The 26,846-nt window shown below is 68.3% G+C and carries 24 protein-coding genes; 8 read left to right on the top strand and 16 right to left on the bottom strand.

What is annotated here, in order from left to right:
* Positions 1–12: 12 nt before the first annotated feature.
* Complete coding sequence (gene mrdA, locus AC1DJH_RS23680) at positions 13–2,013, bottom strand: penicillin-binding protein 2 (protein ID WP_472118523.1); 2,001 nt, start codon at positions 2,011–2,013, stop codon at positions 13–15.
* 22 nt (positions 2,014–2,035) lie between these two features.
* Positions 2,036–2,734, bottom strand: coding sequence for a pentapeptide repeat-containing protein (locus AC1DJH_RS23675; protein WP_472118520.1), 699 nt, complete (start codon positions 2,732–2,734; stop codon positions 2,036–2,038).
* 286 nt (positions 2,735–3,020) lie between these two features.
* On the opposite strand from AC1DJH_RS23675, the gene tsaC reads away from it, so the two are divergent.
* Positions 3,021–3,596: an L-threonylcarbamoyladenylate synthase type 1 TsaC gene (tsaC, locus tag AC1DJH_RS23670; protein ID WP_472118517.1), complete on the top strand. Its 576-nt coding sequence runs from the start codon at positions 3,021–3,023 to the stop codon at positions 3,594–3,596.
* Here tsaC and AC1DJH_RS23665 read toward each other — a convergent pair.
* The 3 genes from AC1DJH_RS23665 to AC1DJH_RS23655 form a co-directional block, all read right to left on the bottom strand.
* Positions 3,593–5,533 carry a phage integrase family protein gene (locus AC1DJH_RS23665; protein WP_472118514.1) on the bottom strand — a complete coding sequence of 647 codons (1,941 nt, stop codon included), beginning with the start codon at positions 5,531–5,533 and terminating at the stop codon, positions 3,593–3,595. The genes tsaC and AC1DJH_RS23665 overlap by 4 nt on opposite strands.
* A 25-nt stretch (positions 5,534–5,558) precedes the next feature.
* On the bottom strand, positions 5,559–5,798 hold the full coding sequence (locus AC1DJH_RS23660; RefSeq protein WP_478187372.1) for a hypothetical protein: 240 nt from the start codon (positions 5,796–5,798) through the stop codon (positions 5,559–5,561).
* 438 nt (positions 5,799–6,236) lie between these two features.
* Complete coding sequence (locus AC1DJH_RS23655) at positions 6,237–7,322, bottom strand: ParB/RepB/Spo0J family partition protein (RefSeq protein WP_472118509.1); 1,086 nt, start codon at positions 7,320–7,322, stop codon at positions 6,237–6,239.
* Positions 7,323–7,533: 211 nt separating this feature from the next.
* Here AC1DJH_RS23655 and AC1DJH_RS23650 point away from each other — a divergent pair, with 211 nt between their 5' ends.
* A complete protein-coding gene (locus AC1DJH_RS23650) occupies positions 7,534–7,734 on the top strand; it encodes a hypothetical protein (RefSeq protein ID WP_472118506.1) in 201 nt (66 codons plus the stop codon).
* A gap of 173 nt (positions 7,735–7,907) precedes the next feature.
* Here AC1DJH_RS23650 and AC1DJH_RS23645 read toward each other — a convergent pair whose 3' ends face one another.
* Positions 7,908–9,062, bottom strand: a complete 1,155-nt coding sequence (locus AC1DJH_RS23645) for an AAA family ATPase (protein WP_435440492.1) — start codon at positions 9,060–9,062, stop codon at positions 7,908–7,910.
* Between the two features lie 613 nt (positions 9,063–9,675).
* Here AC1DJH_RS23645 and AC1DJH_RS23640 point away from each other — a divergent pair.
* The 3 genes from AC1DJH_RS23640 to AC1DJH_RS23630 all read left to right on the top strand — a co-directional run bounded on the left by AC1DJH_RS23640 (position 9,676) and on the right by AC1DJH_RS23630 (position 12,226).
* A complete protein-coding gene (locus tag AC1DJH_RS23640) occupies positions 9,676–11,058 on the top strand; it encodes a RepB family plasmid replication initiator protein (RefSeq protein ID WP_478187371.1) in 1,383 nt (460 codons plus the stop codon).
* Between the two features lie 146 nt (positions 11,059–11,204).
* Positions 11,205–11,606, top strand: coding sequence for a hypothetical protein (locus AC1DJH_RS23635; protein WP_472118500.1), 402 nt, complete (start codon positions 11,205–11,207; stop codon positions 11,604–11,606).
* Between the two features lie 218 nt (positions 11,607–11,824).
* Positions 11,825–12,226: a nuclear transport factor 2 family protein gene (locus AC1DJH_RS23630; RefSeq protein WP_478187370.1), complete on the top strand. Its 402-nt coding sequence runs from the start codon at positions 11,825–11,827 to the stop codon at positions 12,224–12,226.
* 1 nt (position 12,227) lies between these two features.
* Here AC1DJH_RS23630 and AC1DJH_RS23625 read toward each other — a convergent pair whose 3' ends face one another.
* The 5 genes from AC1DJH_RS23625 to AC1DJH_RS23605 are packed head-to-tail and all read right to left on the bottom strand — an operon-like array spanning position 12,228 to position 15,905.
* A complete protein-coding gene (locus tag AC1DJH_RS23625; RefSeq protein WP_472118572.1) occupies positions 12,228–12,581 on the bottom strand; it encodes a tripartite tricarboxylate transporter substrate-binding protein in 354 nt (117 codons plus the stop codon).
* A gap of 35 nt (positions 12,582–12,616) precedes the next feature.
* Positions 12,617–12,784, bottom strand: a complete 168-nt coding sequence (locus AC1DJH_RS23620) for a hypothetical protein (RefSeq protein ID WP_472118497.1) — start codon at positions 12,782–12,784, stop codon at positions 12,617–12,619.
* Positions 12,785–12,787: 3 nt separating this feature from the next.
* Positions 12,788–13,993, bottom strand: coding sequence for a CaiB/BaiF CoA transferase family protein (locus AC1DJH_RS23615; protein ID WP_478187369.1), 1,206 nt, complete (start codon positions 13,991–13,993; stop codon positions 12,788–12,790).
* A 10-nt stretch (positions 13,994–14,003) separates the two neighbouring features.
* Positions 14,004–14,987 (bottom strand): tripartite tricarboxylate transporter substrate binding protein, encoded by a 984-nt coding sequence (locus AC1DJH_RS23610; protein WP_478187368.1) that lies wholly within the window; start codon positions 14,985–14,987, stop codon positions 14,004–14,006.
* A 48-nt stretch (positions 14,988–15,035) separates the two neighbouring features.
* A complete protein-coding gene (locus tag AC1DJH_RS23605; RefSeq protein WP_472118491.1) occupies positions 15,036–15,905 on the bottom strand; it encodes an HpcH/HpaI aldolase/citrate lyase family protein in 870 nt (289 codons plus the stop codon).
* 75 nt (positions 15,906–15,980) lie between these two features.
* On the opposite strand from AC1DJH_RS23605, the gene AC1DJH_RS23600 reads away from it, so the two are divergent.
* Entirely contained in the window at positions 15,981–16,898 is a 918-nt protein-coding gene (locus AC1DJH_RS23600; protein WP_472118488.1) for a LysR family transcriptional regulator, read from the top strand.
* Positions 16,899–17,002: 104 nt separating this feature from the next.
* Positions 17,003–18,115 (top strand): YihY/virulence factor BrkB family protein, encoded by a 1,113-nt coding sequence (locus AC1DJH_RS23595; protein ID WP_472118485.1) that lies wholly within the window; start codon positions 17,003–17,005, stop codon positions 18,113–18,115.
* 13 nt (positions 18,116–18,128) lie between these two features.
* Here the strand turns inward: AC1DJH_RS23595 and AC1DJH_RS23590 are convergent, their stop codons facing one another.
* Both AC1DJH_RS23590 and AC1DJH_RS23585 read right to left on the bottom strand, forming a co-directional pair.
* Complete coding sequence (locus AC1DJH_RS23590) at positions 18,129–19,427, bottom strand: cation:proton antiporter (RefSeq protein WP_472118483.1); 1,299 nt, start codon at positions 19,425–19,427, stop codon at positions 18,129–18,131.
* Positions 19,428–19,578: 151 nt separating this feature from the next.
* On the bottom strand, positions 19,579–20,550 hold the full coding sequence (locus tag AC1DJH_RS23585; RefSeq protein ID WP_478187367.1) for a hypothetical protein: 972 nt from the start codon (positions 20,548–20,550) through the stop codon (positions 19,579–19,581).
* A 179-nt stretch (positions 20,551–20,729) separates the two neighbouring features.
* Here AC1DJH_RS23585 and AC1DJH_RS23580 point away from each other — a divergent pair, with 179 nt between their 5' ends.
* Positions 20,730–22,352 (top strand): thiamine pyrophosphate-binding protein, encoded by a 1,623-nt coding sequence (locus AC1DJH_RS23580; protein WP_478187366.1) that lies wholly within the window; start codon positions 20,730–20,732, stop codon positions 22,350–22,352.
* Here AC1DJH_RS23580 and AC1DJH_RS23575 read toward each other — a convergent pair.
* The 3 genes from AC1DJH_RS23575 to AC1DJH_RS23565 all read right to left on the bottom strand — a co-directional run bounded on the left by AC1DJH_RS23575 (position 22,342) and on the right by AC1DJH_RS23565 (position 26,813).
* Positions 22,342–25,356, bottom strand: coding sequence for a bifunctional diguanylate cyclase/phosphodiesterase (locus AC1DJH_RS23575; protein WP_472118475.1), 3,015 nt, complete (start codon positions 25,354–25,356; stop codon positions 22,342–22,344). The two genes, AC1DJH_RS23580 and AC1DJH_RS23575, sit on opposite strands and share 11 nt — an antisense overlap.
* Positions 25,357–25,412: 56 nt before the next feature.
* Positions 25,413–26,453 carry a TRAP transporter substrate-binding protein gene (locus AC1DJH_RS23570; protein WP_472118472.1) on the bottom strand — a complete coding sequence of 347 codons (1,041 nt, stop codon included), beginning with the start codon at positions 26,451–26,453 and terminating at the stop codon, positions 25,413–25,415.
* A 138-nt stretch (positions 26,454–26,591) separates the two neighbouring features.
* A complete protein-coding gene (locus AC1DJH_RS23565) occupies positions 26,592–26,813 on the bottom strand; it encodes a hypothetical protein (RefSeq protein WP_472118469.1) in 222 nt (73 codons plus the stop codon).
* Positions 26,814–26,846 lie beyond the last annotated feature (33 nt).

Raw genomic sequence — 26,846 nt, 5'->3', positions numbered from 1 at the left:
GCCCGGCGGGTTCTACAGCTCGGCCCCGTCGTCCTGCGTGCCGCCGGTTTCCGCGCGGCTCTCCAGCGTCGGCACCTCGCTCGCCAGCAAGGGCTTGCCGATCGGCGCACCCGCGGTCCCCGCGCGCACGGCCGCCATGTCGGCCTCGTTCGGGTACTGCCCCGCGATCCAGTAGTCGAACACGCGGCGCACGATCGGCGCCGCATGGGCCGCGCCGAAGCCCGCGTTCTCCACGATGGCCGCCACCGCGATGGTCGGGTCCGCGGCCGGCGCGAAGGCCATGTAGAGCGCGTGGTCGCGCTGGCGCGCGTCGAGCGCCTTCCCGCTGGCGCGCGCCTTGGGGCTCAGGCCCACCGCCTGCGCCGTGCCCGTCTTGCCGGCCGAGGCATAGGCGGCACCCGCGAACACGCGCGTGCCCGTGCCGCCCTGGGTGACCGCGACCATGGCGTTGCGCACGACGTCGACGTTCTTTCGCGCATAGCCCAGGTCCTGGGCCGGCGGCTGCACCTGCTGCACGACCTGGCCGCTGCCGGTGTCCCGGATGGCCCGCACCAGGTGGGGATGGTAGCGCACGCCGGCGTTGGCCAGCGTGGCGTTGGCCGAGGCGAGCTGCAGCATGGTGAAGCTGTTGTAGCCCTGGCCGATGCCCAGCGAGATGGTCTCGCCCGCGTGCCATTGCTTCATGTCGGCGCGCCGGTAGGCGTTGCGCTTCCACGCGGTGCTCGGCAGCACGCCGCGCACCTCGCCCATCAGGTCGATGCCGGTGAGCTGCCCGAAGCCGAGCGGCGCCATGAAGTCGTGGATCAGGTCCACGCCCATCTCGGTGGCAAGCGAATAGAAGTAGGTGTTGCTCGAGTGCTGGATGGCCCGGTGCATGTCGACGCCGCCCAGCCCGCCCCGGTGGCTGAGGAAGGTGCGCCCGCCGAAGTTGTAGTAGCCGGGGTCGTTCTCCACCGTGGCGGCGGCCCGCTTGCCGGTCTGCAGCGCGGCCAGCGCCATGAAGGGCTTGTAGGTGGAGCCGGGCGGGTAGGTGCCGCGCAGCGCGCGGTTCAGCAGCGGGTTGTCGGGCGACTCGGTGAGCGTCTTCCAGCTTTCGGTGTCGATGCCTTCGACGAACAGGTTGGGGTCGAAGGTGGGTTTGCTCACGAAGGCCAGCACCTCGCCGCTCTTGGGGTCGATGGCCACCAGGGCGCCGCGCCGATCGCCGAACATGTCTTCCACCAGCTTCTGCAGCTTGATGTCCAGCGACAGCATCACCGTCTGGCCCGGAACGGCGGCATGGCGCGCGAGGCGGCGCACCGCGCGGCCGCCGGCCGAGGTTTCCATCTGCTCGGCGCCGGTCTGGCCGTGCAGCACGGTCTCGTAGCTCTGCTCGACACCGAGCTTGCCGATGTGGTCGGTGCCGCGGTAGTTGGCGCGGTCGCCCTCTTCCCAGTCTTCCATCGCGGTCTTCTCGCGCTGGTTGATGCGCCCGATGTAGCCGATGACGTGCGACGCCACCTCGCCGTACGGATAGCTGCGCAGCAGGCGCGCCTTGATCTCCACGCCCGGAAAGCGGTAGCGCTGCGCGGCGAAGCGCGCCACCTCCTCGTCGCTCAGGCGGGTGCGGATCGGAATGGAGTCGAAGCTGCGCGAGTCCTCGCGCAGGCGCTGGAAACGGCGCCGGTCGCCGGGCGTGACCTCCACGAGGGTGCCCAGCTCGTCGATGGCGGTGCCGACGGCGCCGGCATCACCGACTTTGGACGGCGTGATTTCCAGCGTGTAGGCAGCGTAGTTGGAAGCCAGCACCACGCCGTTGCGGTCCAGGATCAGCCCGCGGTTGGGCACGATCGGCACGATGGCGGTGCGGTTGCTTTCGGCCCGCTCGGCCAGCTCGTCGTAGCGCACGACCTGCAGGTGGACCAGGCGCGCGCCGATCAGGCCGAAGCCGAAGAGCACCACGCAGCCGATGACCAGCAGGCGGCGGCGAAAGCGGGAGAGTTCGGCGCCGGTGTCGCGAATTTCGTCATTCATCGGAAAAAGAAATAACTTTCGCTCACAGCACGCGGATGCCGAGCTCGCCGATCAGCGTGGCGGCCTGGTCGTAGGAAATGATCGCGCCCTTGAAGCGCTGCGCCACGTTGGCGATGCGCAGGCCGCCGAGGTCGACCGAGCGCAGGTCGGCGCCGTCGAAGCGCGCGTTCTTGAGGTTCGCGTCGCGCAGGCTGCCACCTTCGAACACGGCGTCGCGAAAGTCGCAGCCCGCGAGGTCCGCATCGGACAGGTCGAGCCGCTCGATGGTCTGCTTGCGAAATGACATGCCGCGCAGGTCGGCGCCCGAGAGCAGCGAGTCGTGAAAGCCGATGCCAAGCACTTGCGCTTCGTGGAAGTGCGCGCCGGTGAGCTTGACCTCGCTGAAGCGCGTGGCGGACAGCTTGGCGCGGTGCCAGCCGGTGTTGTTCAGGTCGCAGGCCGTGAAGCGGGCGTCCGTCAGGTCGGCCATCTGAAAGTCGGCCTGGCGCGCGCGGCACGCCGTCCAGCGGGTGTCGGTCAACAGGGTCTTGCGCAAGGTGGCCTCGGCGAAGCTGCAGCCGTCGAACTGGGCGCGGCGCAGGTCGAGGTCCGACAGGTCGGTGCCGTCGAAGTCGCATTGCGCGAAGCGCAGCGCGCACTGCGCTTCGGACAGCAGGCGCTTCAGGCGATCCCGGTCGATGGTTTCGCCGGTGAGGGATGAGACAGTGGAAGCGTCGGTCATGGAAATACAGGTAAGCGGGATCAGAGATGCCATGGCACGCATCGGTTCCCCTTGAATGGGTCGGCACTCAGCCGGTGCTTCGCGGGGCCCTGCGCGCGTCGTCGGACATCGCGGGCAGCGGGCTGCTGCGTGCGTCCAGGGTCGGTCGCACGTTGCGTACCGACCTCGCGCGCGGGCGGGTGTCAAACGGCCCGTGCGGGTGGCGGTCGAGTTTACTTTGGCGACGCTGCGGGCCTGCCGCGTCGGTAGACTGGCGCGATCCATCCCAACGCCGACCGCCCCGACCATGCAGACCTTCCATGACGTGCCCGCCGAAGCGAACCGCGTGGCGCAGCGGCTGCGTGCCGGGGAGGTGGCGGCCTACCCCACCGAAGCCGTCATGGGGTTGGGCTGCGATCCGTCGAACGAAGCGGCGGTCACGCGCATCTGCCTGCTCAAGCAGCGCGAGGTCGCGCAAGGCGTGTTGCTGATCGCGGCGGACTTCGCGCAGGTCGCGCCCTACATCGACATGACGCAGGTTCCCCGGGTGGCGCTCAACCGGGTGCTGGCGAGCTGGCCAGGGCCCTCCACCTGGATCTTTCCGCGCAGCGCGCAGGTGCCGGCATGGATCTCCGGCCGGCATCCGGGCATTGCGCTGCGCGTGACGGCCCACGCCGGCGCGGCCGCGCTGTGCCGCGCCTTCGGCGGTGCGCTGGTGTCGACCAGCGCCAATCCGCATGGCTTGCCGGCCGCACGGACGGCGGGCGAGGTGCTGTCGTATTTTCCGGAGGGCATCGACGTGCTGGTCGACGGCGCCGTGGGTGGGCTCGCGAAGCCGAGCGAAATCCGAAACGCGCTGACCGGCGAGATCGTTCGCGGCTAGCTGGGCGTGCGGGTCGCCAGCTCGGTGGCCGGTGTCCAGAAGCCCTGCATTTCCATCAGGCCCGCCCTGCTCTGTGCGCTCAGGTAGCCGGCCGTCGTGCCGACCGACACGTGGCCCAGGTTGTTCTGCACGACCTGGATCGGCACCGGCGCGCGCCCTGCCCCGCCCTGCAGCGCGTGCGCGCCGTGGGCATGGCGCAGCCAATGGATGCTGGCGCGTTGCAGATGCTCGGCTTGCGCATCGTCGAGCATGCGGGCGGCCTGCGCCAGGAACAGCTTGATGGCGCTGTAGAAGCCGGAGGCAGACCACGGCTTGGGGTGCTCGGGCTTCAGGTCGAAACGGGCGAGCACGTGGATGTTGCGGTTGCCCTGCGCGCCGACACGGGGTTCGAAGCCGTGGTGCGCGAGTTCTTCCTCGAGGTCGGTCACCAGCTCGGCAGGCACCGGCACTTCGCGCTGGCGCCCGGCCTTGCCCCTGACCGACAAAAGCCAGCCGCCGGCGTCGCCGCCGTCGGGCCTGCGATAGACCACCTGCTGGAGGTCGCCGCACGTGGCGCCGGTGATCTCGGCCAGCCGCAGGCCCGTGGCGTAGACCCAGCGCATGCCGCGGCGCAGGCGGCGGCCGGCTTCTGTCGCGGCATGTCCGGCAAGCAGCGAATCGAGATGCTCCCACTGGGCAAGGCTCAGCGTGCGGTGCAGGCCCAGCGCGCGCGGCGCTTCCAGCCGCTCGGTCATGGCTGCGAACGGATTGCCCGTGAGGTAGTTCTGTCGCGTCAGGAAGCCGAACAGGCTGCGCAGGATGGCCATGGCCTGGCGCAGCGCCGCAGGTGCCAAGGGCCCTTCGAGCGGCCGCCACAGCGGGGACCAGCGCTGGTTGTGGCGCGGACCGCACCACGCAGCGGGCGGGTCGCCGAGGAACAGGCGGTAGGCGACGGCGTCCTCGGCGCCGAGCGACGACAGCGCGGTCTTGCGCTCGAGCACCGCCCACAGCAGCAGCCGCTCGGCTTCCTTGCGGTAGGAACGCTGGGTGGGCGAGAGTTCGCCGGCCGCGTCCTGGGAGCGCTTGGCCGCGAGCCAGGCGCCGATGGCTTCATGGTCGGTCTGGGCCGCCAGCAGGCACTGGTCTCGCGGGGCACGGTAGCGGCCGGCGCTCCCGTCCAGCTCGGGGGGCGCCACGAACTTCTCGTACGGAAGCATGGCGGTGCCGGCCGGCACAACCGCGGCGAGGTCGAGCGGGCTCACCTGGCGGCGCCGGTGGGCGGCGTGCGTGCCCACGCGAAGGCCCAGCGGTTCCTCGTTGGCACGCAGCCAGTCGAGGATGCGTGCGGCCTTGCGTTCTCCGATGCCCGGCACCCTTACCCACCAGCGCGCACCGGCTTCGTTGATGCATGCGACCAGCGCGGCAAGGGTCGGCAGGCCGCCGAGCTCCAGCCGCGCGGCCACGGCGGGGTTGAGCCAGGCCGAGACCCCGTCGGCCGCACGGGGGTCTTGCGCCGTGTGGCCTTCGAGCCAGCGCAGCGCTTCGAGCTGGCGCTCGACGACGCGCGCGCGGCGGGACGCGCGGCCCGCGCCGCCGCCCTGGTGTGCGCCCCCCGGGAAGGCGGCTTCGTACGCCTCGATCTGCTCGGCTTCGGAGAAGTCTTCCAGTCCCTGCGCCTGCGCAAAGTCGCTCAGGCTGGGCAACGCGGCCTTCGGCGAGAACTGATCGGGATCGAGCAGGATCAGGCGGGCGGTGCCGGGCCGCTGCTCCCGGCGCGCCGCCGCGGCGAACTCGTCACGGATCCAGGCGATGGTGCGGCGCACGACCCGCAGGTCGGTGTGCTCGCCTTCCAGTCGGAGGTATCGGTCCCAGCTGGTGCGCTCGTCGATGCCCTGGGCCAACGCCCGCATGAAGGCGAAGTGGCCTCGGTGCAGTTTGCGGGGCGGGTGCTTGGTCATGGGGGACGCGGTGTGCTGTCTCGGCTCAGTTCCAGAACTTCCACCAGGCGCGCTCGGGAACCGGCGCAGCTTCTTCTTCAGGTGGCGTGGGCGCGGATTCTTCAGCCTCGCGCATGCGGCGGCGTACTTCGACTTCCAGGGCATGCGCGGTGCCAAAGGCCTCACGCTCGCCACGGTGCGCGCGGGCGCGCCAGGTCAGTGCCAGTTCCGCGAGGGTCTCGTCATCGAAGTGTGCGAAAGGGGATGACGGGCTGGTTGATGTCATGAGTTCCTATGAGGTGGTGAACTGTGTAGTGAGTGGGCATTCTATTTCGATGATTAGCAGAATAATCATTCATGCAATATTTGGATGCATTTCTAGAGTCTACGACGTGACCTCAAACTAAGTTGTTGATCTGATTGGAATTAATCGGATCGCGGTCGTCTGCGCAGTTTAGCGAGGATGGAGGGAATGCCCGGGTTTTGACCAGGAAGTGCATTCCCAGAGCCCACCTACAGCAAACCCAACGGTATATCTACCACCCGATCTAGATACTTGACGCAACCTGTTGTCGCGGCACGCAAATCGTCCTGCAGTCTGCGCTTACTTCTTGACGGAAACTCGTGACTTGAACGTGAGGCCGGTTGCGCGGCCGTCTGCGCAACCGGATTGAAATCCCAATGGATCTCACATCAAGGGCAGATTCCTCGCCCTTGATCCTGCTCAACTGAAGCTGCGCGCCCTTCGAAGCGCATCCGAGATCGCCGATTCCAGCACCTCCACAGGTGCACCGATTGCAGCGCCGGAGCTCAGGGTGATGGTGACCTCCCCTGCCTTCGATCGTACGAGGGTGCCGAACTTCTGACCGTCGGCCTGGACGTCGATGCGCTCGGTGCGTTCGAAGCCGGGCGGAGCGTCCAGAAGGCGAGCCACCACAAGCGCCGGAGACAAGGTCTGGCCTCGCAGCTTCTCCACGCGCTTGAGCAACCCGCGCCGGTCCAGCGCCATGGCGGCGTTGACCTGTTCGGCATGGCGAAAGCTGATTTCCAGCGGAGACCTGAAGCACTCCACGACCGCAGAGGGAAGCTGCGCCACCATCAGTGCCTTGCGAACCCAGGTGTGGCTGACGCCCAGCCCTTCGGCGAGCTGTCGCTGCGTCGGGAACAGTTGTTCTTCCAGGGCGCGCTGGTACATCACGCCCTGCTCGTACGGAGAAAGATCCGCACGCTCACGGTTCTCCCGGTCCATGGCTGCGAAGAGCGCCGCGTCGCCGAGGTCGTCCACCCAGATCGAGGCCAGCACCGGCATGCCGAGTTCCAGCGACGCGCGGTGACGGCGATGGCCGAAAACCAGTTCGAATTGCCCAGGCTCGTCCTTCAGCGGCCGAACGAGAATCGGCTGGACGTTGCCGCCCGCGTGTTCGATGTCGGCCTTGAGCCCTGCAAACTCGCTGGTATTGAACGAAGCCTCGTGGCGGTTGGCCCAGCGGCTCGGGCGGATGGTGGCGGGGTCCATCTTGCGCGTCGGCAGGGAGCCTTCGTACTGGCGCAGCTTTTCGCGCAGCGTTGCCATCTCTCCTTCGACCTGCTGGATCTGCCCACGAAACGCGAGCATCTGGCCGGGGCCGGTGCGCGGTGCATGGCTGCCTCCGACGGCCGGTGGAAACCTGGTTTCCACACCCGTTGCCGCATGGGGCGGCGCCTGCTCTTCAGCGGGTGCGGCCTTGGGCAGATCCACGGGCTGTGCAGGCGCCTGGGGAAGCGACAGGTTGGCAGTCAGCGCTTCGAGGCGCTTTCGGGTACTAGACATGGTGCGGACTCCTGAAGCGTGGAAACCGGGTTTCCACAAGCGGGGATCGCGACGCCCCGATCGGCGGCAACGGCTGCTGTGTCCGTCGCTGTGGGGGCGCAACGCGATGGCGCCCGTTGGTGAGAAAGGAAGACTCCGCTTCCAACGTCCAGTCAGTGTGCGGGCACGCGCTGCGCGTCGATTCGATGAACTGGTACATAGGAACCGATGCATGTGGAAACCTGGTTTCCACAGCCATGACCGCAGCTGCTGCGGCCGTGTGAGCGACGCGCCCCAGCGGCAGCGCCGCGCGTTCAGCAACGGCCTGGGCACGCCGTGCCCCAGTGCAAGCGCCACGTTGACTTCCATGCTCGGGCCGCCGAGCAGCCAAGAGCTCGGCTGGGAAGTTGCTCCGAGCATCGAGCCCTACTGAAGGGCTCGCCGTGTTGACAGCCGCGCACAGTCGGCTCACAAAAGGTCCGGCCTTCCGGACCGCGCCCCGCTGATGTAAAGCATCGTGTGGAAACCAGGTTTCCACGCCGGTGCCCGGCACCCTGCTTTTCCGAGCGCTTAAGTGCAGCCGGTCTCGACTGTGGTTCTCCCCCATCAGCGCGCCCTCCCTTGCGCGGACCATGCGCCGACCACGGATTGCTCGACCAGTTCCACAAACGCGTCGTACGCGTCCACGGCACGCTTGTAGGTCTTCGCTGCGCCTTCGTACCGTTGCACGTCATAGACGGTCGCGAACTCGGCCGCCTTGTTGCTCGTCACACTGGTCTTGGGAATCTCCACCGGCAGGGTGTACTCGCCGTATGTCGCCTGGATCCATTGACGCACCGCCGGCATGGCCGGATCGGCCGCGTCGACACGGCTCAGCAGCACATGCAGGAATTCGAAGGCCTTGCCCTCGCGGTCCTTGCTCTGACCGTCGAGGTTGGAACCAAGGTCGGCCAGCAGCGACCAGAACTGCGCTGAGGACGCGAAGTCCAGCCCCGACGGCGGCACAGGCACCACGATGCCGTTCGCGGCCCAGAGTGCGTTGATCGTCACATAAGAAAGGGACGGCGGCGTGTCGATGACGATCACGTCATACAGATCACGCACGCTTTCCAGGCCGACGTTGAGCACGTCCCAGAACTTTGCGCCTGGCTCCTGCATCTGGCGCGCGGGCAGCGCGAATTCGGCCGAGAACAGGAAAGGGGCCGCAGCCACCAGGTCGAGGCCATCCCAATACGTGGAGCGAATCGCGTAGCGGATGTCGCTCTCGGTCCCGTCGCACAACGGGCCGATCGTCATGTCTTCCGTGACCTCGGCCTCCGGCAACAAGCCGTGCAGCGTGGTGAGAGAGCCCTGCGGATCGGTGTCGATCGCCAGCACACGGTGGCCGCGCAGACTCAAGCCCTGCGCCAGCACCATCGCGGTGGTCGTCTTTGCAACACCTCCCTTGAAGTTACCGACCGCAATGGTGATGGCCTTGCGCCCGGTCGGACGCATCTTGTCAGCGCGGTAGGTGCGCGTCCAGCGGCGGAGCTCCTCGAGCTCGAAGGTACGCTTGCCGCCAGAGGGCGTCAGGCGGCCGGCCGGGAGATCGTCCTTCGTGATGCGGTAGGCGACATGCGCCTTGTCGACGCCGCAAAGCGCAGCGAGTTGCGCGGTGGAATAGACAGGCGGAATCTTGCGGGCCTCGGGGGCGAGCAGCATGCCGCGTATCTGCTCGACCATGGAGCCAGCACGCGTGGCAAGGCCTGCGATGCGCTCCATGTTGATGACTTGCCTCGGGGGCGTCTGGGACTCGGTGGAAACCTGGTTTCCACCGACGGGAGGCACGGGGACGGACATTGGGTAGACCCTATTCGACAGAATCCGCCAATTCTACGAGAATCCATCGAATGAACAAGTTATACCGATTCCCCAGTGTCTGCACGCTTGCCTAATGTGAGAACCGATAGGGAACCCCGCCTTGGCGCCTCCCTGTGCAGGTGGATTCTGCGGTGTCGCGCCCGCCCTGGGGCACCTGTGAGCCCCGCCGAGGCCCATTCAGGGCAGATAACGGTGCGGAACCGCGGAAATGGGCGCCTTCGGGTGGCAGGAACCCCATATCCACTCACACCGAACCCCATAGATACACACAACAACGGTCGAAGAACCCCAACGGTTCTCACATGAATTCCCATTCGATCTCACATTGAATCCCAGAATCACTCACAGAAACCGTTCCAAGTCCTTGTCACAGAAAGAGAAAGTCACTTGCCAAACTCTTCAAAGTTCCAAGTGTTACTTTTCAAATAGAACAAGACGGCTCGATTCTTTGTGAATTGACCCATTCACAATACGAAGGCATGATGTGAACCCAAGCAATTGCGATACATCAGACATGGCCGAGGAAGAAGCTCCCCCCAGCGCCCCGCGCCAACCTCCGACAGCGGAAGAACAGAGCGTCGCCAAGGCCAATGAAGCCATCGCCATCCGGCCCAAGCGCGGGCGCCTCACGCTGCTGTCGCGCCGCATCTACAACGCCCTGCTGTACCACTCCCAGCGCCAGGGCGTCGACGAACCCGTCTACAAGCTGGCGCTGAGCGAACTCATCGGCGACGCCCGGTTCAACTCCAACAACACCGAATTGCTCAAGGCGCACCTGCGCGACATGCAGGCGACCACCATCGAGTGGTCGACCAGCGGCCCCGCGCTGAAGCGCTGGGTGTCGTCCCAGCTGCTCGGCACGGTCACCATCGAGGAACAGGGCAGAGGACGCCCCTGTATGGTCACCTGGCGCTATCCGGAAGAGATCAAGGAGCGCCTGGTGCGCCCCCACCAGTACACCCGGGTGCTGCTGGAGATCAGCGGGCAGATGCGCAGCTATTCCGCCGCCGTGCTGTACGAGATCGGCGCGCGCTACCTCACCTCGCCCGGGCGCCTCTCGATGCGCGAGGACGTGGTCTGGTGGGCGGCCGTGCTGACCGGGCGCAGCGACATCAAGGAGGTCGACTACCGCTTTCTCAAGCGCGACGTGATCTCCAAGGCGCTGGCCGAAATCGACGCGCTCTGCGAAGACTTCAGCATCGAGCTCATCGAGCACAAGCGCGGCCGCAAGATCGAGGAGATCCAGTTCCGCGTGGTTCCCAAGGTGCAGCAACGCCTGGGCGACATTCCCAACGCCGAGCGCAACGTCTTCGACCTGGCGCTCGTGGGCCGGCTCATCGCGCTCGGCATCAAGCAGGAAGAGGCACAGGATCTCTACGCCACCACCGACGAGAACCAGTTGCGCGCCACGCTCGACCACGTCGATCAGCGCCTGCTCAGCCCGACCATGCCCGAGCTGAAATCGCCCGCGGCGTATTTCAAGGACGCGCTCAAGAAGGGTTACGCGGCCGCCAAGCCACTGCCGATGGCCGACACCGCGCCGCAAGCGGCGTCAGCTGGCACTAACTCCGTTGCGCATCCGGTGATTTCGCTTTCGCCGTCCGATCGCATGCAGCGCATCCGCGAGCTCTGGGAAAACGACCGCATGGCGCAAGCCCGCGCGATGTTTGCGGAAATGCAGCCGCCCTCGCAGGCCGAGCTGCGCGGCCAGTTCGAAGCGCAGCGGCTGGAACAGCTGGCCCTGCCGATCGCCCGCGCCTGGCGGCGCGACGGCCCCGCCAGCCGGGTCGCGGCCAGCACGTTCTACAAGTGGGTCGCCCAGACCACCTGGCCGGAGGAGCCCTCCGATCGCGTTTTGCTCGACTTCGCGCTTCAGCGCGGTGTGGCCGGCATCTGACCACGCCACACGCTCGAGCGTGTGACTTTTTCCGCGGTTTTGCGATCGGCCTACAGACCGGGGCGTCAATGGCCTCCTCCTGGCCTTGCACTGTCAATTCAACGATGCAGTCGGACTCACTTGTTGCTGCACCAGCACCCGAACGCATGGAAGAAGAATGGACGAACCCGGAAAACGCCGAAGAGTGGCTGCATTTCTTTCACAAGGAAGGCAGCAGGCGCACACCCGTCAGGATCAGCCGAACCGCGCTGGAAACCTGCTTTCACTCGGCCGCCGGCGAAAGCCTGGTCAGCATCTACGTGGCCAACACGCAAACCATCCATGAACAGGTGCGCGTGCGACTCAGGGCCGGTGGGCGCTTCACTTCCGAAGCGCCGCTGACCCTGGCTGCCCCCGATTTCGAGGCGCGCAGGCTGGCGATGTATGCCGATCTGGTGGCCTCGCCGATGATCGAGCAGACCGCGCATGAGCTGGTCGGACGGTTCACGGCCGAGGAACTGGAGGCGGTTGCGTTGTGGATGCGCAGCAGGTCCAGCGCCCACGGCTAGGGTGCGGTGGCCGTTCACAGCGGCGAGCAGTTTTGCGTGATGGATTTTCTGTCGCACGCCGTTAGTGGCTTTTGCGGGTGTGGAGTCTGCTCATTTCTTTCGAGCTTCGTTTCTGTCCACGCCTGCCGGTTAACACGCGCAAAGGCGACAGCCGCTGCGGCGGCCTTCGATAGACTGCGCGCCGGTTCCCTCGCTCCACCCCACAAGGACACCCGCCCATGCCCATCGACACACTTGCAACCTGGCACCGGCTCGTCGACAGCCACGACGCGGCGGGGCTCGATGCCCTGCTCGACGACGAGGCGGTCTTCCATTCACCGGTGGTGCACAAGCCGCAGGTGGGCAAGGCCATCACGCAGAAGTACCTGGCCGCGGCGTTCCAGGTGTTCTTCAACGAGAGCTTTCGCTACGTGCGGGAACTCAAGGCAGAGCGCGACGCCGTGCTCGAGTTCGTGGTCGAACTCGATGGCATCACCGTCAACGGCGTCGACATGATCCACTGGAACGATGCCGGCAGGATCACGGAGTTCAAGGTGATGCTGCGGCCGCTGAAGGCCGTGAACCTCATCCACGAGAAGATGGGCGCCATGCTCCAGGCCCAGGCCAGACCCGCACCGTAGCTCAGTCGACGCGGATGTTGCGCGCCTTCACCAGCGCGCTCACGCGGCGGCTCTCGTCCTGCACGAATTTCGAGAACGCCTCGGGCGTCGTGCCGGCCGGCTCCAGCCCGAACTGCAGCCGCTTCTGCCTGATGGCCGGGTCGTTCACCGCCGCCTGCACCGCCTTGCCCAGCTTCTGCACGATTTCCGGCGGCGCGCCCTTCGGCAGGAACACGCCGTTCCACTCGACCACGTCGTAGCCCGGAAGGCCCGACTCCACAAGCGTTGGCGTGTCGGTCAGCGCCGGCGCCCCGCCCTTGTACGGCACGTGCATCAGGTTGATCTGTGCCTGCTCGCTCAGCGCCTCGCCCGCCAGGTGCGAAACGGTACCGCCGCCCGCCGAGGCGAAGCTCAGCCTGCCGGGTCGGCGGTGGCGTGGTCGAGCATGGCGTCGGGCGGCCCGTGCACCGCGAAGCGGCGGTCGTACACATGCATGTGCGCGTCGCACGCGCCGTCCGGCGCGGTATGGGCGGGGCCGTGCGTGCCGCTGCTGTGCGGCACGGCCAGGTCGTTGCGCATCGCTCAGTCGTCCGAGCGGTGCGCGCTGCCTCGCGACGCCAGCACACCGCGCGTGTGCTGACCCAGCGTGGGCGCGGCGAAGGGCTCGGGCCCCGGCGTGCGCCCGAACTGCACCGGCCGGGTGAAGCCGCGGTAGGCGCCCAGCGTGGGGTGCGCGAAGTTCGCCACCATCTCCTCGGCCAGCACTTGCGGGTTGTCGAACATGTCCTCCACGGTGCGGGCCGCCGCACAGGGTACCTCTTCGCCGAACAGTTCCTCCCACTCGAGCGCCGTGCGTTGCGCCAGCGCTTCGCGCAGCACGGGAACGATCTGCGCGAAGTGCAGTGCACGCTTGCGCACCGAGTCGTAGCGCTCGTCGCGGGCCAGCTCCGGCAGCCCGACCTTGGCGCACAGCGCCTGCCAGAAATGCGGCGTGTTGGCCGAGATGTAGAGGTGGCCCTCGCGGGTCGGGTGAAGGCCCGTGATGCCGCCCGAGCGCATGTCGCGCCCCACGTCCTTCGGCTCGCCCTCGGCCCACACCATGCGGGCCGACTGCATCGCGAGCGCGGAGCGCAGCAGCGACACGCCCACGTACTGGCCCTCGCCGCTCTTCTCGCGCTCGTACAGCGCCGACGCCACGCCCGCGGCCACCAGCGCGGCCGCGTAATAGTCGACCACCGAGCCGTAGATGATCTCGGGCGGCTCGCCGCGCTTGCCCTGCAGCGCGCACATGCCGGTCATGCTCTGCAGCACCTGGTCGTAGCCCGCCTTCTCGCGCAGCGGGCCGGTCTCCCCGTAGCCGGTCACGGCGCAGTAGATCAGGCGCGGGTTCAGCGCCTTCAGCTGCTCGTACGCAATGCCCAGCCGCGGCGGCACGCTGGGGCGGAAGTTGTGCACCAGCACGTCGGCCGTGCGCACCAGCGCCATCAGCGCCGCCAGGTCGCTCGCGTCCTTCAGGTCGAGCACCACGCCGAGCTTGCTGCGGTTCACGCCGATGAACGCGCGGCTCTCGGCCTCCAGCGTCGACGGGTACTTGCGCAGGTTGTCGCCGGTGGGCGGCTCGATCTTGATGACTTCCGCGCCCTGGTCGGCCAGCAGCGAGCAGCCGTACGGGCCCGCGATGTAGGCGCTCAGGTCGAGCACGCGCAGGCCGCTCAACGGCCCGCTCGGGCCCTTGCGCTCGGGAAGGCGCGCGGTGTCTGCGCTGTGCTCGGACGCGGGAATGCTCATGGGTCTTTCCTCAATCGGCGGTGATGTTCTGTTGCCTGGCCAGCTTCTTCCAGCGTTCCACGTCCTCGGCGATCACGGTGGCGAACTGCGCCGGTGAAAGCGGCGTGGCGATCGCGCCTTCGCGCAGGAAGTTGGCCGCGATGGCCGGCCTGGCCAGGATCTGGTTGACGGCGCGGTTGAGCGTGCTCACCACCTCGGGCGGCGTGCCCGCCGGCGCCAGCAGGCCCCACCAGAGTTCGAATTCGTAGCCGGGCACCGCCACGGACATCGGCGTGAGCTCGGGCGCGACCGGGCTCGGCTTCAGGCTGGTGATGCCCACGGCGCGCAGCTTGCCCGCGCGCACCATCGGCAGCAGCGAGGGCCCGCTCGAAATCAGCAGCTGCGTCTGGTTGCCGATCAGGTCGGTCACGGCCGGGCCCATGCCCTTGTACGGGATGTGCGCGATCTGCAGGTCGCCCACCTTGGCCTTGAGCAGTTCGGTGCCGAACTGGTTCACGCTGCCCGAGCCCGACGACGCATAGTTGTACTGGCCCGGCTTCGCCTTGATGGCGGCAATGAGCTCGGCCGGCGTCTTCGCAGGAAACTCGTTGTTCACCGCGACGATGAACGGTCCCTTGGCGAACATGGCCACCGGCGCGAGGCCCTTCACGGGGTCGAAGGGCAGCTTCGACTGCACGGCCGCGTTGGTCGTCATGCTGGAGGACACCGCCACCAGCGTGTAGCCGTCGGGCGCGGCCCGCGCCACCTGCCCGGTGCCGGTGTTGCCGCTCGCGCCGGGGCGGTTGTCGATGATCACGGGTTGCTTGAGTTCGTCGCCGAGTTCCTTGGCGACCTGGCGCGCGAAGGTGTCGTTCGAGCCGCCGGCCGGGTAGGGCACCACGATCGTGATGCTCTTGGTGGGGTACGTTGCCTGCGCGAAGGCGCCGGCCGACAGGAGGCCGCCGGCGGCGAGCACGGCGGCTGCCAGCGGACGAAAGGGCGAGCGAATCTTCATTTTTTGTCTCCGGTTTTTTATGAATTCATTGGGGTGGCGGCCGCAGGCTCAGCCCGGAAGCAACCCCAGGGTGCGCGCACTCTCGACGATCGCGCGTGCGCGGATCACGAACGGGATGTCGATCATTTGCCCGTCCACTACATAGGCACCGACACCGCGGGCATCGGCCTCGCGCGCCGCCTCGACCACCTTGCAGGCGTGTGCGATCTCCTCGTCGGTGGGGCGGAACACGTCGTTCGCGATCGCCACCTGGCTCGGGTGGATGCAGGTCTTGCCCAGAAAGCCGAGGTCGCGTGCCAGCATCGCCTCCGCACGGTATCCCTCGGCGTCGCCGATGTTGGCGAACGCGCCGTCATAGGCATACACCCCCGCTTCGCCGGCTGCGATGCGCACCGCGAACATCGCCTGGCGGATCGCGGACGGTTCGCGCCGCGCGATGCCCAGCGGCTCGAACAGGTCGCCCAGCCCCAGCTGCAGCCCCGCCACGCGCGGGTGCGCCAGCGCCAGCGCCGAGGCCGTGCGCAGCGCAGAGGGCGTCTCGATGTTCAGCAGCAGCCCAATGGGCGCCTGCACGCCGTGGGCCCGCTCCGCGCGCTCGATGGCTTCGACGGCCGTGCGCACGTGCGCCGGGCTTTGCGGCTTGGGCAGGTTGATCAGGTGCACGCCGGGCTGCGCCGCCGCCGCCACGTCGCGCTCGAAGTGCGGCGTGTCCATGGCGTTGACGCGAACGATCAATGTCTTTCGCGACGAAGCGACGTGGCCGCGGGCCAGCAACTGGCGCACGGTCTCGCGCGCTTCGTCCTTGCGCGGTTCGGACACCGCGTCCTCCAGGTCGAGGCAGATGGCGTCCGCCGCACTGGCGAGTGCCTTGGCGAACAGCTCGGGGCGGGTGCCGGGCACGAAGAGTTTGCTTCTCATGGCCGCAGTGTCCGCAGTTCATGACGCAAGAAAAACCGATGCTTCCTGCGATCAGATCGCAGAAAATCTATCTTCATGGAAACCGCCTACCTGCACAGCTTTCTCCTGGTGGTGGAGTCGGGCTCGATGTCCGAGGCCGCGCGCCGGCTCGACCTGACACCCGGTGCCGTCGCCCAGCAGATCCGCGCGCTCGAGCGCGAACTCAACGCGCCGCTGCTCGCGCGCGCCGGCCGCACGGTGCAGCCCACCGAGGCGGGCCACCAGCTGGTGCACCGTGCCCGCGCGCTGCTGCGCGAGGTGAGCGACATCAAGGCGTTGCTGGGCAGCGGGGCGGCCGGCGGCGAACTGGTCATCGGCACCATCAACACGGCCATTCACAGCCTGCTGCCCGACATCCTCGCGCGCTTCGTCAAGACGCATCCGGGCGCCAAGGTGTTCCTGCAGTCGGGCACCACCGCCACGCTCTACAAGGGCGTGCAGCAGGGCGAGTTCGACGCCGCCGTGTGCCTGTATCCGTCGTTCGCGCTCGCCAAGACCTTCGACTGGTCGCTGCTGCGCGAAGAGCCGCTGGTGCTGCTCGCGCCCAGCCGCCTCGCGCGGCGCGATCCGCATGAACTGCTGCGCACCTCGCCGCTGATCCGCTACGACCGCAGCCTGGGCGGCGGCAAGCAGGCCGACCGCTACCTGCGCGCCGCGGGCATCGTGCCCCAGGAGCGCTTCGAACTCAGCTCGCTGCTGGCCATCGCGATGATGGTCGACCGCGGCCTGGGCGTCTCGCTGGTGCCCGACATCGCGTCGCCGTTGCTGGACGGCCAGAAGGTCGTGAAGATCCGGTTGCCGATGCCGTCGGAGTCGCGGCGCTTCGGCATCCTGTGGCTGCGCGCGTCGGCGCGGCTGCGGTTGATCCAGGGCTTTGTCGAGAGCGCACGCATCGTCACCGCGGGCAAGGACGGCGCGCGCCGCCCGCCCGCGCGGGCGGGCAACCCGGCCTGAACCTGCCCCACGGATGCGCGAATTTCCTACTTCGCGTTGCCGTGGAAGCGGCGAGTCTTCATGCAACGTGTTGCCGAGTCCGGCCGACGCTTACGGAGCACACCTTGACCACCGCCGCCCTCAAGCCCAAGTTCATGCAGCTGTACCGCCTGTGCCGGGATGCGGCCATGGCCTGGATCGACGACTTCGCTCCCAGCATGGGCGCCGCGATCTCGTACTACACCATGTTCTCTCTGGCGCCGTTGCTCGTGATCGTCATCGCGGTGGCGGGCGCGCTGTTCGGCGCGGAAGCCGTGCGCGGGCAGATCGCCGGGCAGCTGTCGGGCCTGATCGGGCAGGAGGGCGCCCTGGCGGTGCAGGGCCTGATCAAGAGCGCGAGCGAACCCTCGCGCGGGCTCATTGCGGGCGGCATCAGCATCGTCGTGCTGATCGTGGGCGCGACCACCGTCTTTGCCGAACTGCAAAGCGCGCTCGACCGCATCTGGCACGTGCCCGAGCGCGCCAAGCCCAAGGGCCTGTGGGGCATCCTGCGCGCGCGGGTGCTGTCGTTCGGCCTGATCCTGGGCCTGGCGTTCCTGCTGATGGTCTCGCTCATCGTCAGCGCCGGCCTGGCGGCGCTCGGGGCTTGGAGCACGGGCCTGTTTCCCGGGTGGGAGCTGCTGCTGCAGTCGCTCAACGTGCTGGTGTCGCTGGGCATCCTCACCTTGCTGTTCGCCATGATCTTCAAGTTCATGCCGAGCGCGCCCATCGCGTGGCGCGACGTCTGGATCGGCGCGGCCGTCACGGCCGTTCTCTTCGAGGTCGGCAAGGTGCTGATCGGCCTGTACCTCGGCAAGAGCGGCGTGAACGAATCCTTCGCCGCGGCCGGCTCGCTGGTCGTGCTGCTGGCCTGGGTGTACTACGCGGCGCAGATCTTCCTGCTCGGTGCCGAGTTCACCAAGGTGTATGCCACCGCGCACGGCTCCGTCGCCGCGGCCAAGGCGCAGGCCGCCACGCGCGACGCGGCACGGCAGGCCGATGCGGGGACCGACGGCACCGTGCAGCCGCCCGACGCGCAGGGCATCGCGCGCATCGAAGCCGCGCAACAGCTGGTGGCGCAACGCACGCGCAAGGCCACGGCCACGCTCACGCGGCAGGTGATCGGCCTGGCGGCCGTCAGCGTGGCAAGCGCCTGGGTGGCGCGACAACACCGCAAGCGGGCGCGGCGACGCGCATGAGGCACCGGTGCGGTCAGCGTCGCCGCTTGCTGGCCGCCTGGTAGAGGTTCATGAGCGGCGTGGCCGAGACGCCATGCACGACCACCGACAGCGCCACCGTGACCAGCACGGCGCCCCCGACCGCGCCGATCTCGGACGACGGCGCGCCGTGCGTCGATGCGTAGGCCAGGTAGTAGACGGAGCCCACGCCGCGAATGCCGAACCACGCACCGAGCCGGCGCTGCGACGCGCTCCATGGCCCGCCCAGCGTCGAGATGTACACCGCGACCGGACGGGCGACGGCGATGAGGACGCCCGCAATCAACAGGTTCCTGAACGTCAGCATCTCGGTGCGCAGCAGGCATCCGATGACCAGCATGGCCGCCAGTTCCACGAACTTCTCGAGTTCCTTGGCGAACGCGAGAACGTCGCTGGTCATGGCACCGGCGGTTTTTGCCTGTTCGACTGCGGCCACCTTGGCCTCAGGTGGTGCTGCGCCGGTGCGCGCTTCGTCGGCCTTGTCTTCGACGGCGCGCTCCACATTGCGCATGCTCAGCCCCGCGACGAATACCGCTAGAAAGCCATACACCGAAGCATGCAGCGCAATGCCGTAGGTCAGCGCGATGAGCCCCAGCGCAAGAAAGCTCTCCATGCCCATCGCCTGCTTCTTCTCGTTCTGCAGGAAGAGCACGAGCCGCGTGAATGCCGCCCCGCATGTCCAGCCCAGCGCAAGGCCGCCCACCACGGGCCACACCACATCCAGCCCCAGCCAGCGCAGCCCGCCCGTGCCCAGCTCGTGCGCGCCTGCCAGGCCGAGCGCCAGCATCACGAACGGAAAGGCCGCGCCGTCGTTCAGGCCGCCTTCGGCCGTGAGCCCGAAGCGCAGGTCGTCCTGGTCGTTTTCGTGCCGCACCTGCACGTCGGAGGCCAGCACCGGATCGGTCGGCGCGAGGATGGCCGCGAGCAGCAGGGCGCTGGCCAGCGTGAGGTGCAATGCAAGACCCGCCAGCGTCATCAGCGCGATGGTGATGACCATCCCCGCCGTGGCGAGCAGCACCGGCTGGACCCAGCTCGACACCTGCATGCGGATACGCAGGCGCAGCCCCACGGCGAAGAGCGACACCAGCACCGCAACCTCGGCGATGGTTTCGATGAGCCCCGCGTCGGCCTTGATGCCCAGCTTCACCAGGTTGAAGCCGCCAGGGCCTGCAATGAAGCCCAGGCCCATGTAGAGCGCCGCGGCGCTGATGGGCAAGGTCTTGAGCAGCGTGCCGGACAGCGCCATCAGGATCAGCAGCGCGCCGATCAGGAGATCCCAGGTCGCCGCGGTCATGGGGTCGGCGGGAAACGCAGCGTGCCGGGGGCCGGGGAGAGGGCAGCGGTCAGTGGAAGAACAGCGCGATCAGAATGATGATGGGAATCGGAACGCCGAGGAACAGCAAGAGCAGCGAGCGCATGGAAATTCTCCTTGAGGTCGATGGGGTTCAAAGGTCGCGGCGGCGGCCACCGTAGGTTGCCGCGAAGCTCGCGACGAAGGCGCCGATGAGCATCGAAATCACCAGCCAGAGCGAACCGTAGGCCGACGCCTTGCGCGCAGCATCGGCGGCTTCCTTCGCCTTGGCCTGCGCATCCTTGAGGGCCGCCTGCGCCTTCGCATACGTGTCGTTCACGCGCTTCTCCGCGTCCTGCTGGCTGAGGCCGGTGCGCTGCGCGACCACCTGGCCCACGTACTTCGCGTCCTCCGGCGGCAGCGCCCCGGTGCGGATGCTGTTCAGGAAGATGCGGCTGACCTCGGTGTTCGTCGAGGCCGCGCTGCGGTCCGGCGTCGTGCTCAGGGCCGCGGGCGCGGCGCCTGCGTCGGTGGAGGCCGGTGCAGTGCTGCCGGCATCGCGACGGAACAGCGAATCGATGAAGTAGTTCATGGGGCCCGCACTCGCGTCGGAGGCGCCTTGCGACGCCGCCGCGCCCCCTGCTGCGGTGGCTGCTGTGGCCGCGCCGCCGACCACCGTCGCGCCCGCTTGCGCGCCCGCACCCAGGATCGAACCCACGACCGAGCTCAGCAGCGCGGCCGTCAGCAGCGTCGCGACCGCCCAGGCGAGGAAGCCGTGGGCCGTGTCGCGAAAGTAGACCTCGTCGGTGTGGACGCCTGCCCACTTGGTGCGAAGCCGGCCGGCCAGGTAGCCGCCCATGCCCGATGCGGCGATCTGCGTGAACGTGAGCCACAGGATGGCCGCCACCCCGACGGCGGTCGCGCTCGCGCCCTGGCTGGCCCAGGGGCTGATGCTCGACATGCCCAGGCCGGTGCCGAGCAGCAAGAGGATGAGCGACAGCGATGCGGCGCCTGCGGCGCCGGCAAAGATAGCGCCCCACGACACGCCGCTGTGGCTGCCGTTTCCTTCGATGGTGGCGACCGCCGGGTTGACGCTGCCGACGCCGCTGACTCCGTATTGGGCCATTGCTGCTCCTTGTTGTGCGTTGTTGTGGAACCCGCACTTTTCGACCGGCGCCATGTCGCCTCGGTCATCCGCTCCCGCAAGCCGGGGTAGGCGATGTGCCCGAGTGGTGCACTGGCCCGCGAGCGGGGGCCGTGCGGATCCGGCGGCAAAATCGTCGGACATTCCACCCCCCACAAGCCATGCCAAGAAACTCCGGCTCCCGAGGCGCCGACGCGCTGATCCAGTCCTTGCGAACAGCGGGCGTGAAGCGCGTCTTCACGCTGTCGGGCAACCACATCATGTCGGTGTTCGACGCCGCCTTCGGTTCCGGCATCGAGCTCGTCCACACGCGCCACGAGGCCAGTGCGGTGCACATGGCCGATGCGTGGTCGCGCATCACGGGGGAGGTGGGCATCGCCCTCGTCACCGGCGGGCCGGGCCATGCGAATGCAGTGGCAGCGCTGTACACCGCGCAAATGGCCGAGGCGCCCGTGGTGCTGCTGTCCGGCCACGCGCCGAACGATCAGCTCGGACAAGGTGCGTTCCAGGAAATGCGCCAGGCGGAGATGGCCGCACCTGTCTGCAAGGCCGCCTGGACATGCGCCCGTGCTGAAGACGTGGCCGCCGATGTCGCCAGGGCCATCCGCCTCGCCCGGTCCGGCCGGCCGGGACCGGTGCACCTGAGCCTGCCGACCGACGTGCTGGAAGGTGCGGCCGCTGCCGGCGTGTTCGAGTTGGGTGCGTTTTCGCCCGACCCGATGCCGCTCGATCCGGCCCTCGCGGCGCAGTTGATCCAGCGCCTTGCGCAGGCCACGCAACCGATGATCCTCGTGGGGCCGTCCTGCATGACGCGTGCCGGTCGCGTGCTGACCGAGGCGCTGGAACATGCGACGGGCATCCCGGTGATCGGCATGGAGAGCCCGCGCGGCATCGCCGATGCGAGCCTCGGCGCATTCGCCGAACTGTTGCCGCGCGTGGACTGCCTGCTGCTCGTGGGCAAGCGGCTCGACTTCACGCTCAGGTTCGGCGCGGCCTTTCCCGCTGCGACGCAAGTGCACCAGGTCGATGCCGACCCGGACGAGATCGCGCGCAGCCGCCGTGCCGTGGGCGACCGGTTGCAGATCACCGCGCAGGCCGATGCGGCGTCGGCGCTGCGCGCGCTGACGCAGGCGGCGCATGGTGTGGCCGCTTCTCCCTGGCGGGGCGAAGTGCGCGACGCGGTGTGCTACCGGCCCGCGGCGTGGGACAGCGCCTGCGCGCAATCGCCGGAACGCCTGCATCCGGTGCAGATGCTGCGGCCCCTGCAGGCCCTGCTCGACAGCCATCCCGAGTCGGTGCTCGTGTGCGACGGCGGCGAAATCGGCCAGTGGGCCACGGCATGCCTGCGGGCGCCGCACCGTGTCATCAACGGCGTCGCCGGCGCGATCGGCGCCGGACTGCCCTATGCACTGGCCGCGCGCTGCGCCCGTCCCGGGGCGCCGGTCGTCGCGGTGATGGGCGACGGCACCGTCGGTTTCCACATCGCCGAGTTCGACACCGCGGTTCGCTACGGCCTGGCCTTCCTCGCGGTGGTCGGCAACGACGCGCGCTGGAATGCGGAGTACCAGATCCAGCTGCGCGACTACGGCCCGCAGCGCCTGATCGGCTGCGAGCTGCTTCCCACGCGCTACGACATGGTCGCGCAGGCCTTCGGCGCGCACGGGGAGTGCGTGACGCATGCGGCCTCGCTGCCGGCGGCGGCCGATCGTGCGCTCGCCAGCGGAATGCCGGCCTGCCTGAACGTGATGATCGAGGGCGTGCCCGCGCCGCAGATCAGGCGGTAGCCGTGCCGCCGTCGAGCGCGTGCTCGTAGGCTTCCAGTGCCTGGGGCATGCCGAACAGGTAGCCCTGGCACAGCAGGCAGCCGTGGCGCTCCAGGAAGTCGCGCTGCGCCTGCGTCTCCACGCCCTCGGCCACGATCTCCAGCTCCAGGTTGCGCGCCATGCCGATGATGGTCTGGATGATCAGCTCGACCTTCGGATTCAACCCGATGCTGTGCACGAAGAACTTGTCGACCTTGACCTGGCTGAGCGGCAACTGGGTCATGTAAGACAGCGACGAGTAGCCGGTGCCGAAGTCGTCCATCGAGAACTGCAGGCCCAGCGCGGCCAGCGTGTCCATCTTCTCGATGGTGTCGATCACCTTGTCGTGCAGCAGGCTCTCGGTGAGTTCCAGCTTGAGCCTGGCGGGGTCGGCGCCGGTGCGTTGCAGCACCGCGCGGACCTGGTCGACGAAGTCGTCTTCGCGGAACTGCCGCGCGCTCACGTTCACCGACAGCTGCAGGTGGGCCCGGCCGGGGTCGGCGGCCCAGGCCGTCAGCTGCCTGCAGGCAGTCTCCAGCACCCAGAGGCCCAGCGGAATGATGAGCCCGGTGTCTTCCGCCACGTCGATGAATTCCCGCGGCATCAGCAAGCCGCGCAACGGATGCTGCCAGCGCACCAGCACCTCCGCGCCGGTCACATGGTTGTCGCTCGTGACCTGGCTCTGGTAATGCAGCACGAACTGGCGCGACGCGATGGCCGTGTGCAGCTCGTTTTCCAGCGCGGCGCGCGCGGTGATGCTGGTCTGCATGCCTGCCTCGAAGAAGCGCAGCGCGTTGCCGCCGCTGGTCTTGGCGTAGTACATCGCGATGTCGGCCTGCTTGAGCACCTCTTCCATCGATGCGTGCTTCGCTTCGAACAGCACCGCACCGATGCTGCAGGTGCTGTGATGCTGCTGCGAGCCGAGCTGGTAGGGCTGGTTGAGCCGCGCCAGGATGGCCTCGCCCATCGTCTCGGTCTGCGAGGTGGCGACCACGGCCTGCGCGCTCAGGTCTTCCAGCATCACGACGAACTCGTCGCCGCCCAGGCGCGCCACGATGTCGCCCTCGCGCAGGCAGTCCTTGAGCCGCTGCGCCACCTGCTTGAGCATCACGTCGCCGATGTCGTGCCCGAGCGCGTCGTTCAGGGTCTTGAAATTGTCGAGGTCGAGGAACAGCAGTGCGCACAGGCGCGAGCGCCGCGCGGGCGAGCCGGCCGTGCCGATGGCCTGCTTCAGGCGGTCGAGCAGCAGCCGCCGGTTGGGCAGGCCGGTCAGCGTGTCGTAGAAGGCCAGGTGCTCGATCTCGTGCGCCGCGAGCTTGCTCTCGGTGATGTTGCGCAAAATCACGATGAAGCGGGTGTCGACCTCGTCGCCCACCGATTTGCGCGAGACCGAAATCTCGAACCAGGCGCTGTCGCGCGCACCGCGCCGCTCGAACTGGCGGCCTGCGGAATAGCCCGTGGCATCGGCCTCGCGCAGGGCACTCATGACCTCCGCCACCGCCTCGGCGGGCAGCAGCTCCGGCAGCATGCGCCCGACCGGGTCTTCGACGTCGGTGACCGGCAGCGGACCGCGCGGCGCGTGGTAGCCGTGGCAGCGGCCGTCCAGGCCCACTTCCAGCAGCAGGTCGGGCAGCGCGTCGAGCGTGGCCTGCAACTGCGCCTTGCTCTCGATGATGGCGGCCGTGTGGCGGCGCTTCTCGGTGATGTCCTGGTACACGCAGACGGTGCCCCCGTCGGGCGTGCGGCTGCGCGTGGCGCGGATCACCTGGCCGCTCTGCAGCAGGGCCTCCTGCTCGGAGTGCACCTGGTTCATCTGCGGCATGTTCAGGGCCGTCCAGTCGGCCGCGCCGCGGTCGTGCACCACGTGCCTGGCGGTCTCGTCCATGATGCGGCGAAAGGGCAGCTGCGGCGCGATCATCGGCGCGGTCCAGGGAAACATCGCGACGAAGCTGCGGTTCCAGCTCAGCACGCGGTTCTCGGCGTCCAGCAGGATGAAGCCGTCGATCATCGACTCCAGCGCCTGGTCCAGCGTGGCCTTGGAGCGGACCAGCTCGTTGCTGGCGCGCCATTGGCGGCGCAGCTGGACGTGCGTGAAGCGCGCCACCGCCAGGATCATCAGCGCGATGCCAGCGGTGGTCCAGGCGATCAGGTCGCGCTCGCGGCGCCAGTCCCGCAGGGCCGCCGTCAACGGAATGCTCGCGACGATCAGCATGTTGCGATGCAGCGTCGGGCGCGCCACCACGATGGCCGGCAGCCCGCTCAGGCGCGCCGCCATGCGCGAAGGCTTGCCGTCGCTGGTCTGCTCGTGAAGGGCGGGCTCGATCTGCTTGCCCGTGAGGTCGTCGCGCGGCGGCAGGCTCGCCAGCAGCGGGCCGGCGTCGCGCTCCAGCGTGACCTCCAGGCCGCGGATGCCCGCGCCCTGCGTCATGATCGTGGCCAGCAGCGACAGCTGCACCTCGGCCACGCCCACCATCCGCGCGCCGTCGGCCAGCGTCACGGCGCGTGCGAAGAACAGCACGTTCTGCGAGGTGACGAGGCTGGAGGCCGGCGCGCTGATCGCCAGCGTGGACACCGGGTTCGCCAGCACGCTGCGCACGAAGCCGGCGGGCAGCGCCAGCGGCAGCTGGGCGCCGCGCCGGTCGGACGAGGCGATCACCGTGCCGCCGGCATCGACGAACGCGACATGGCGCACCAGCAGGTTCTGCCTCACGACGTTGTCGAGCAGCCGGTGCGCTTCGAAGCGGCCCGCGTTGACGCCGGCACTGCCGGCGGTCGAGTCGCGCAGCAATTCGTTCGCGCCGGCCAGCAGCATGTCGACGCTCAGCAGCGCGCGATTGAGAGCTGCTTCCGAGCCGGCGACGAAGCGCACCGCCTGGCTCTCGTGGTCGCTCAGCGTCTTCTGGCGCGCCTCCCAGACGACGACGCTGGCCACGGTCGCCACCATGGCGAGGAAGAGAATCGCCACGCCATAGACGATGGCGGTCACGCGGCGGGGAAAGTGCTGCTTCACTGAGGGGTGGGAGCTCACTGCGGGCCGGAAGCTCACTGCGCGACGGAGGCGCGCAGGCCGACCACCGGTCCCAGCGTCTCGTTCCAGACCTTGGCGCACACGGGCCCGCAGCGTTGCACCCAGCCCGGCAGCACGCGGGTCGCGAAGATTTCCTGGCGCCGGGCTTCGTCCTGCGGCGACGGCGCCACGGCCACCATGCGGCCCTTGACGGGCTTGCTGCAGCCCGCCGCGCCCGTGTTGCAGGCGATGCCCTCGCCGGTTTCGCGTTCCGACTGGGCCCACACCGCGGCCTCCAGGCGCGGCAGCTCCTTGCGCAGCAGGGCCTGCAGGTCGGGCGGCAGCGCGGCGAGGCTTTCGCGGTTGGCCGCGAAGACCGCCACGCCCCAGCTCAGGGGGGTGGTGTAGAGGGTGCTGGTCAGTTCGTGCAGTCCCAGCGTGTACCCCGACATGGTGCCGGTGATGGCGCAGTCGGTGTTGCCCGACTTCATGTTCGCGATGATCTGGGCGAACTCGGTGTACACCGGCGTGCCGCCGAGCGCTGAGACGAAGTCGGCCTGCGTCGCGCTCGAGACGCGCGTGCGCCTTCCCGCAAGGTCGGCCAGCTGCCGCATCGGCTTGCTGCAGAACACTTCCTGCGCCGGATAGATGTAGACCGCCAGCAGTTCCACGTTGTAGCGCTCGCGCAAGGTCTCGGTCAGGTAGGGGCGGAACGCGCGCACGACCCGGCGCAGCGTCGGAATGTCGGGGTTCAGGCCGGCCATGTCGGGTGCGCCCAATTCCGGAAACTGCGTTGACATCTGGCTCATCAACGCGGTGCCGAAGGGCACGACGCCCAGCTGCATCAGGTTGAGCATTTCCTGGCCCGGCACGCCCGCGCGGTCGAAGGGCACGATGCTCGCGGTGTAGCGGCCGCCTGACAGCGCGGCCAGGTCGCGGGTCCAGAACTGTTCCTCGTGCCCCGTGTACTGCGTGACCCCGCCCAGGCCGCCGACGATGCGCAGGCGCTGAACGGGCGCCGTCTGCGCGTTGCACAGCGACGCGAAGAACATCAAAAAGACAAGGAAATAAGCCACGAATTTCATCATTACACAGGATCACCTGCGCGGGACGCGCGAACGCGACCCGCAGCGCTCAACGCCGCGGAAGTGATGTCGGAAAGCCGCGCCGACCTGTCCGGCGGCGGGTGCCGCCGGCTTGGGCGGACGTCGGCCTCAGTTGCCGCGATCGTCCGAATGCCTGGCACCCCGGGTGCCGACGCGCTCGCCGACAAAGCGTTCGAGCTCCTGCAGGCCGTCGTCGGTGATGCACTTCACCACGACGATCCGCGGCACCACATAGGCCCCCTTGACTGCCGGCGGCACGTTGAATTCGGCCTCGACCAGGCCCGTGGCCGCCAGGACGGAAATGCGCCGGACGTCTTCCGGCTTCTCCACGCGAAGCGGAAAACGGGCGTGCTGGAGCCTCAT

This window comes from Variovorax sp. 10N412 (genome assembly GCF_056394985.1).
This window is presented reverse-complemented; position numbering and strand designations above follow the sequence as displayed.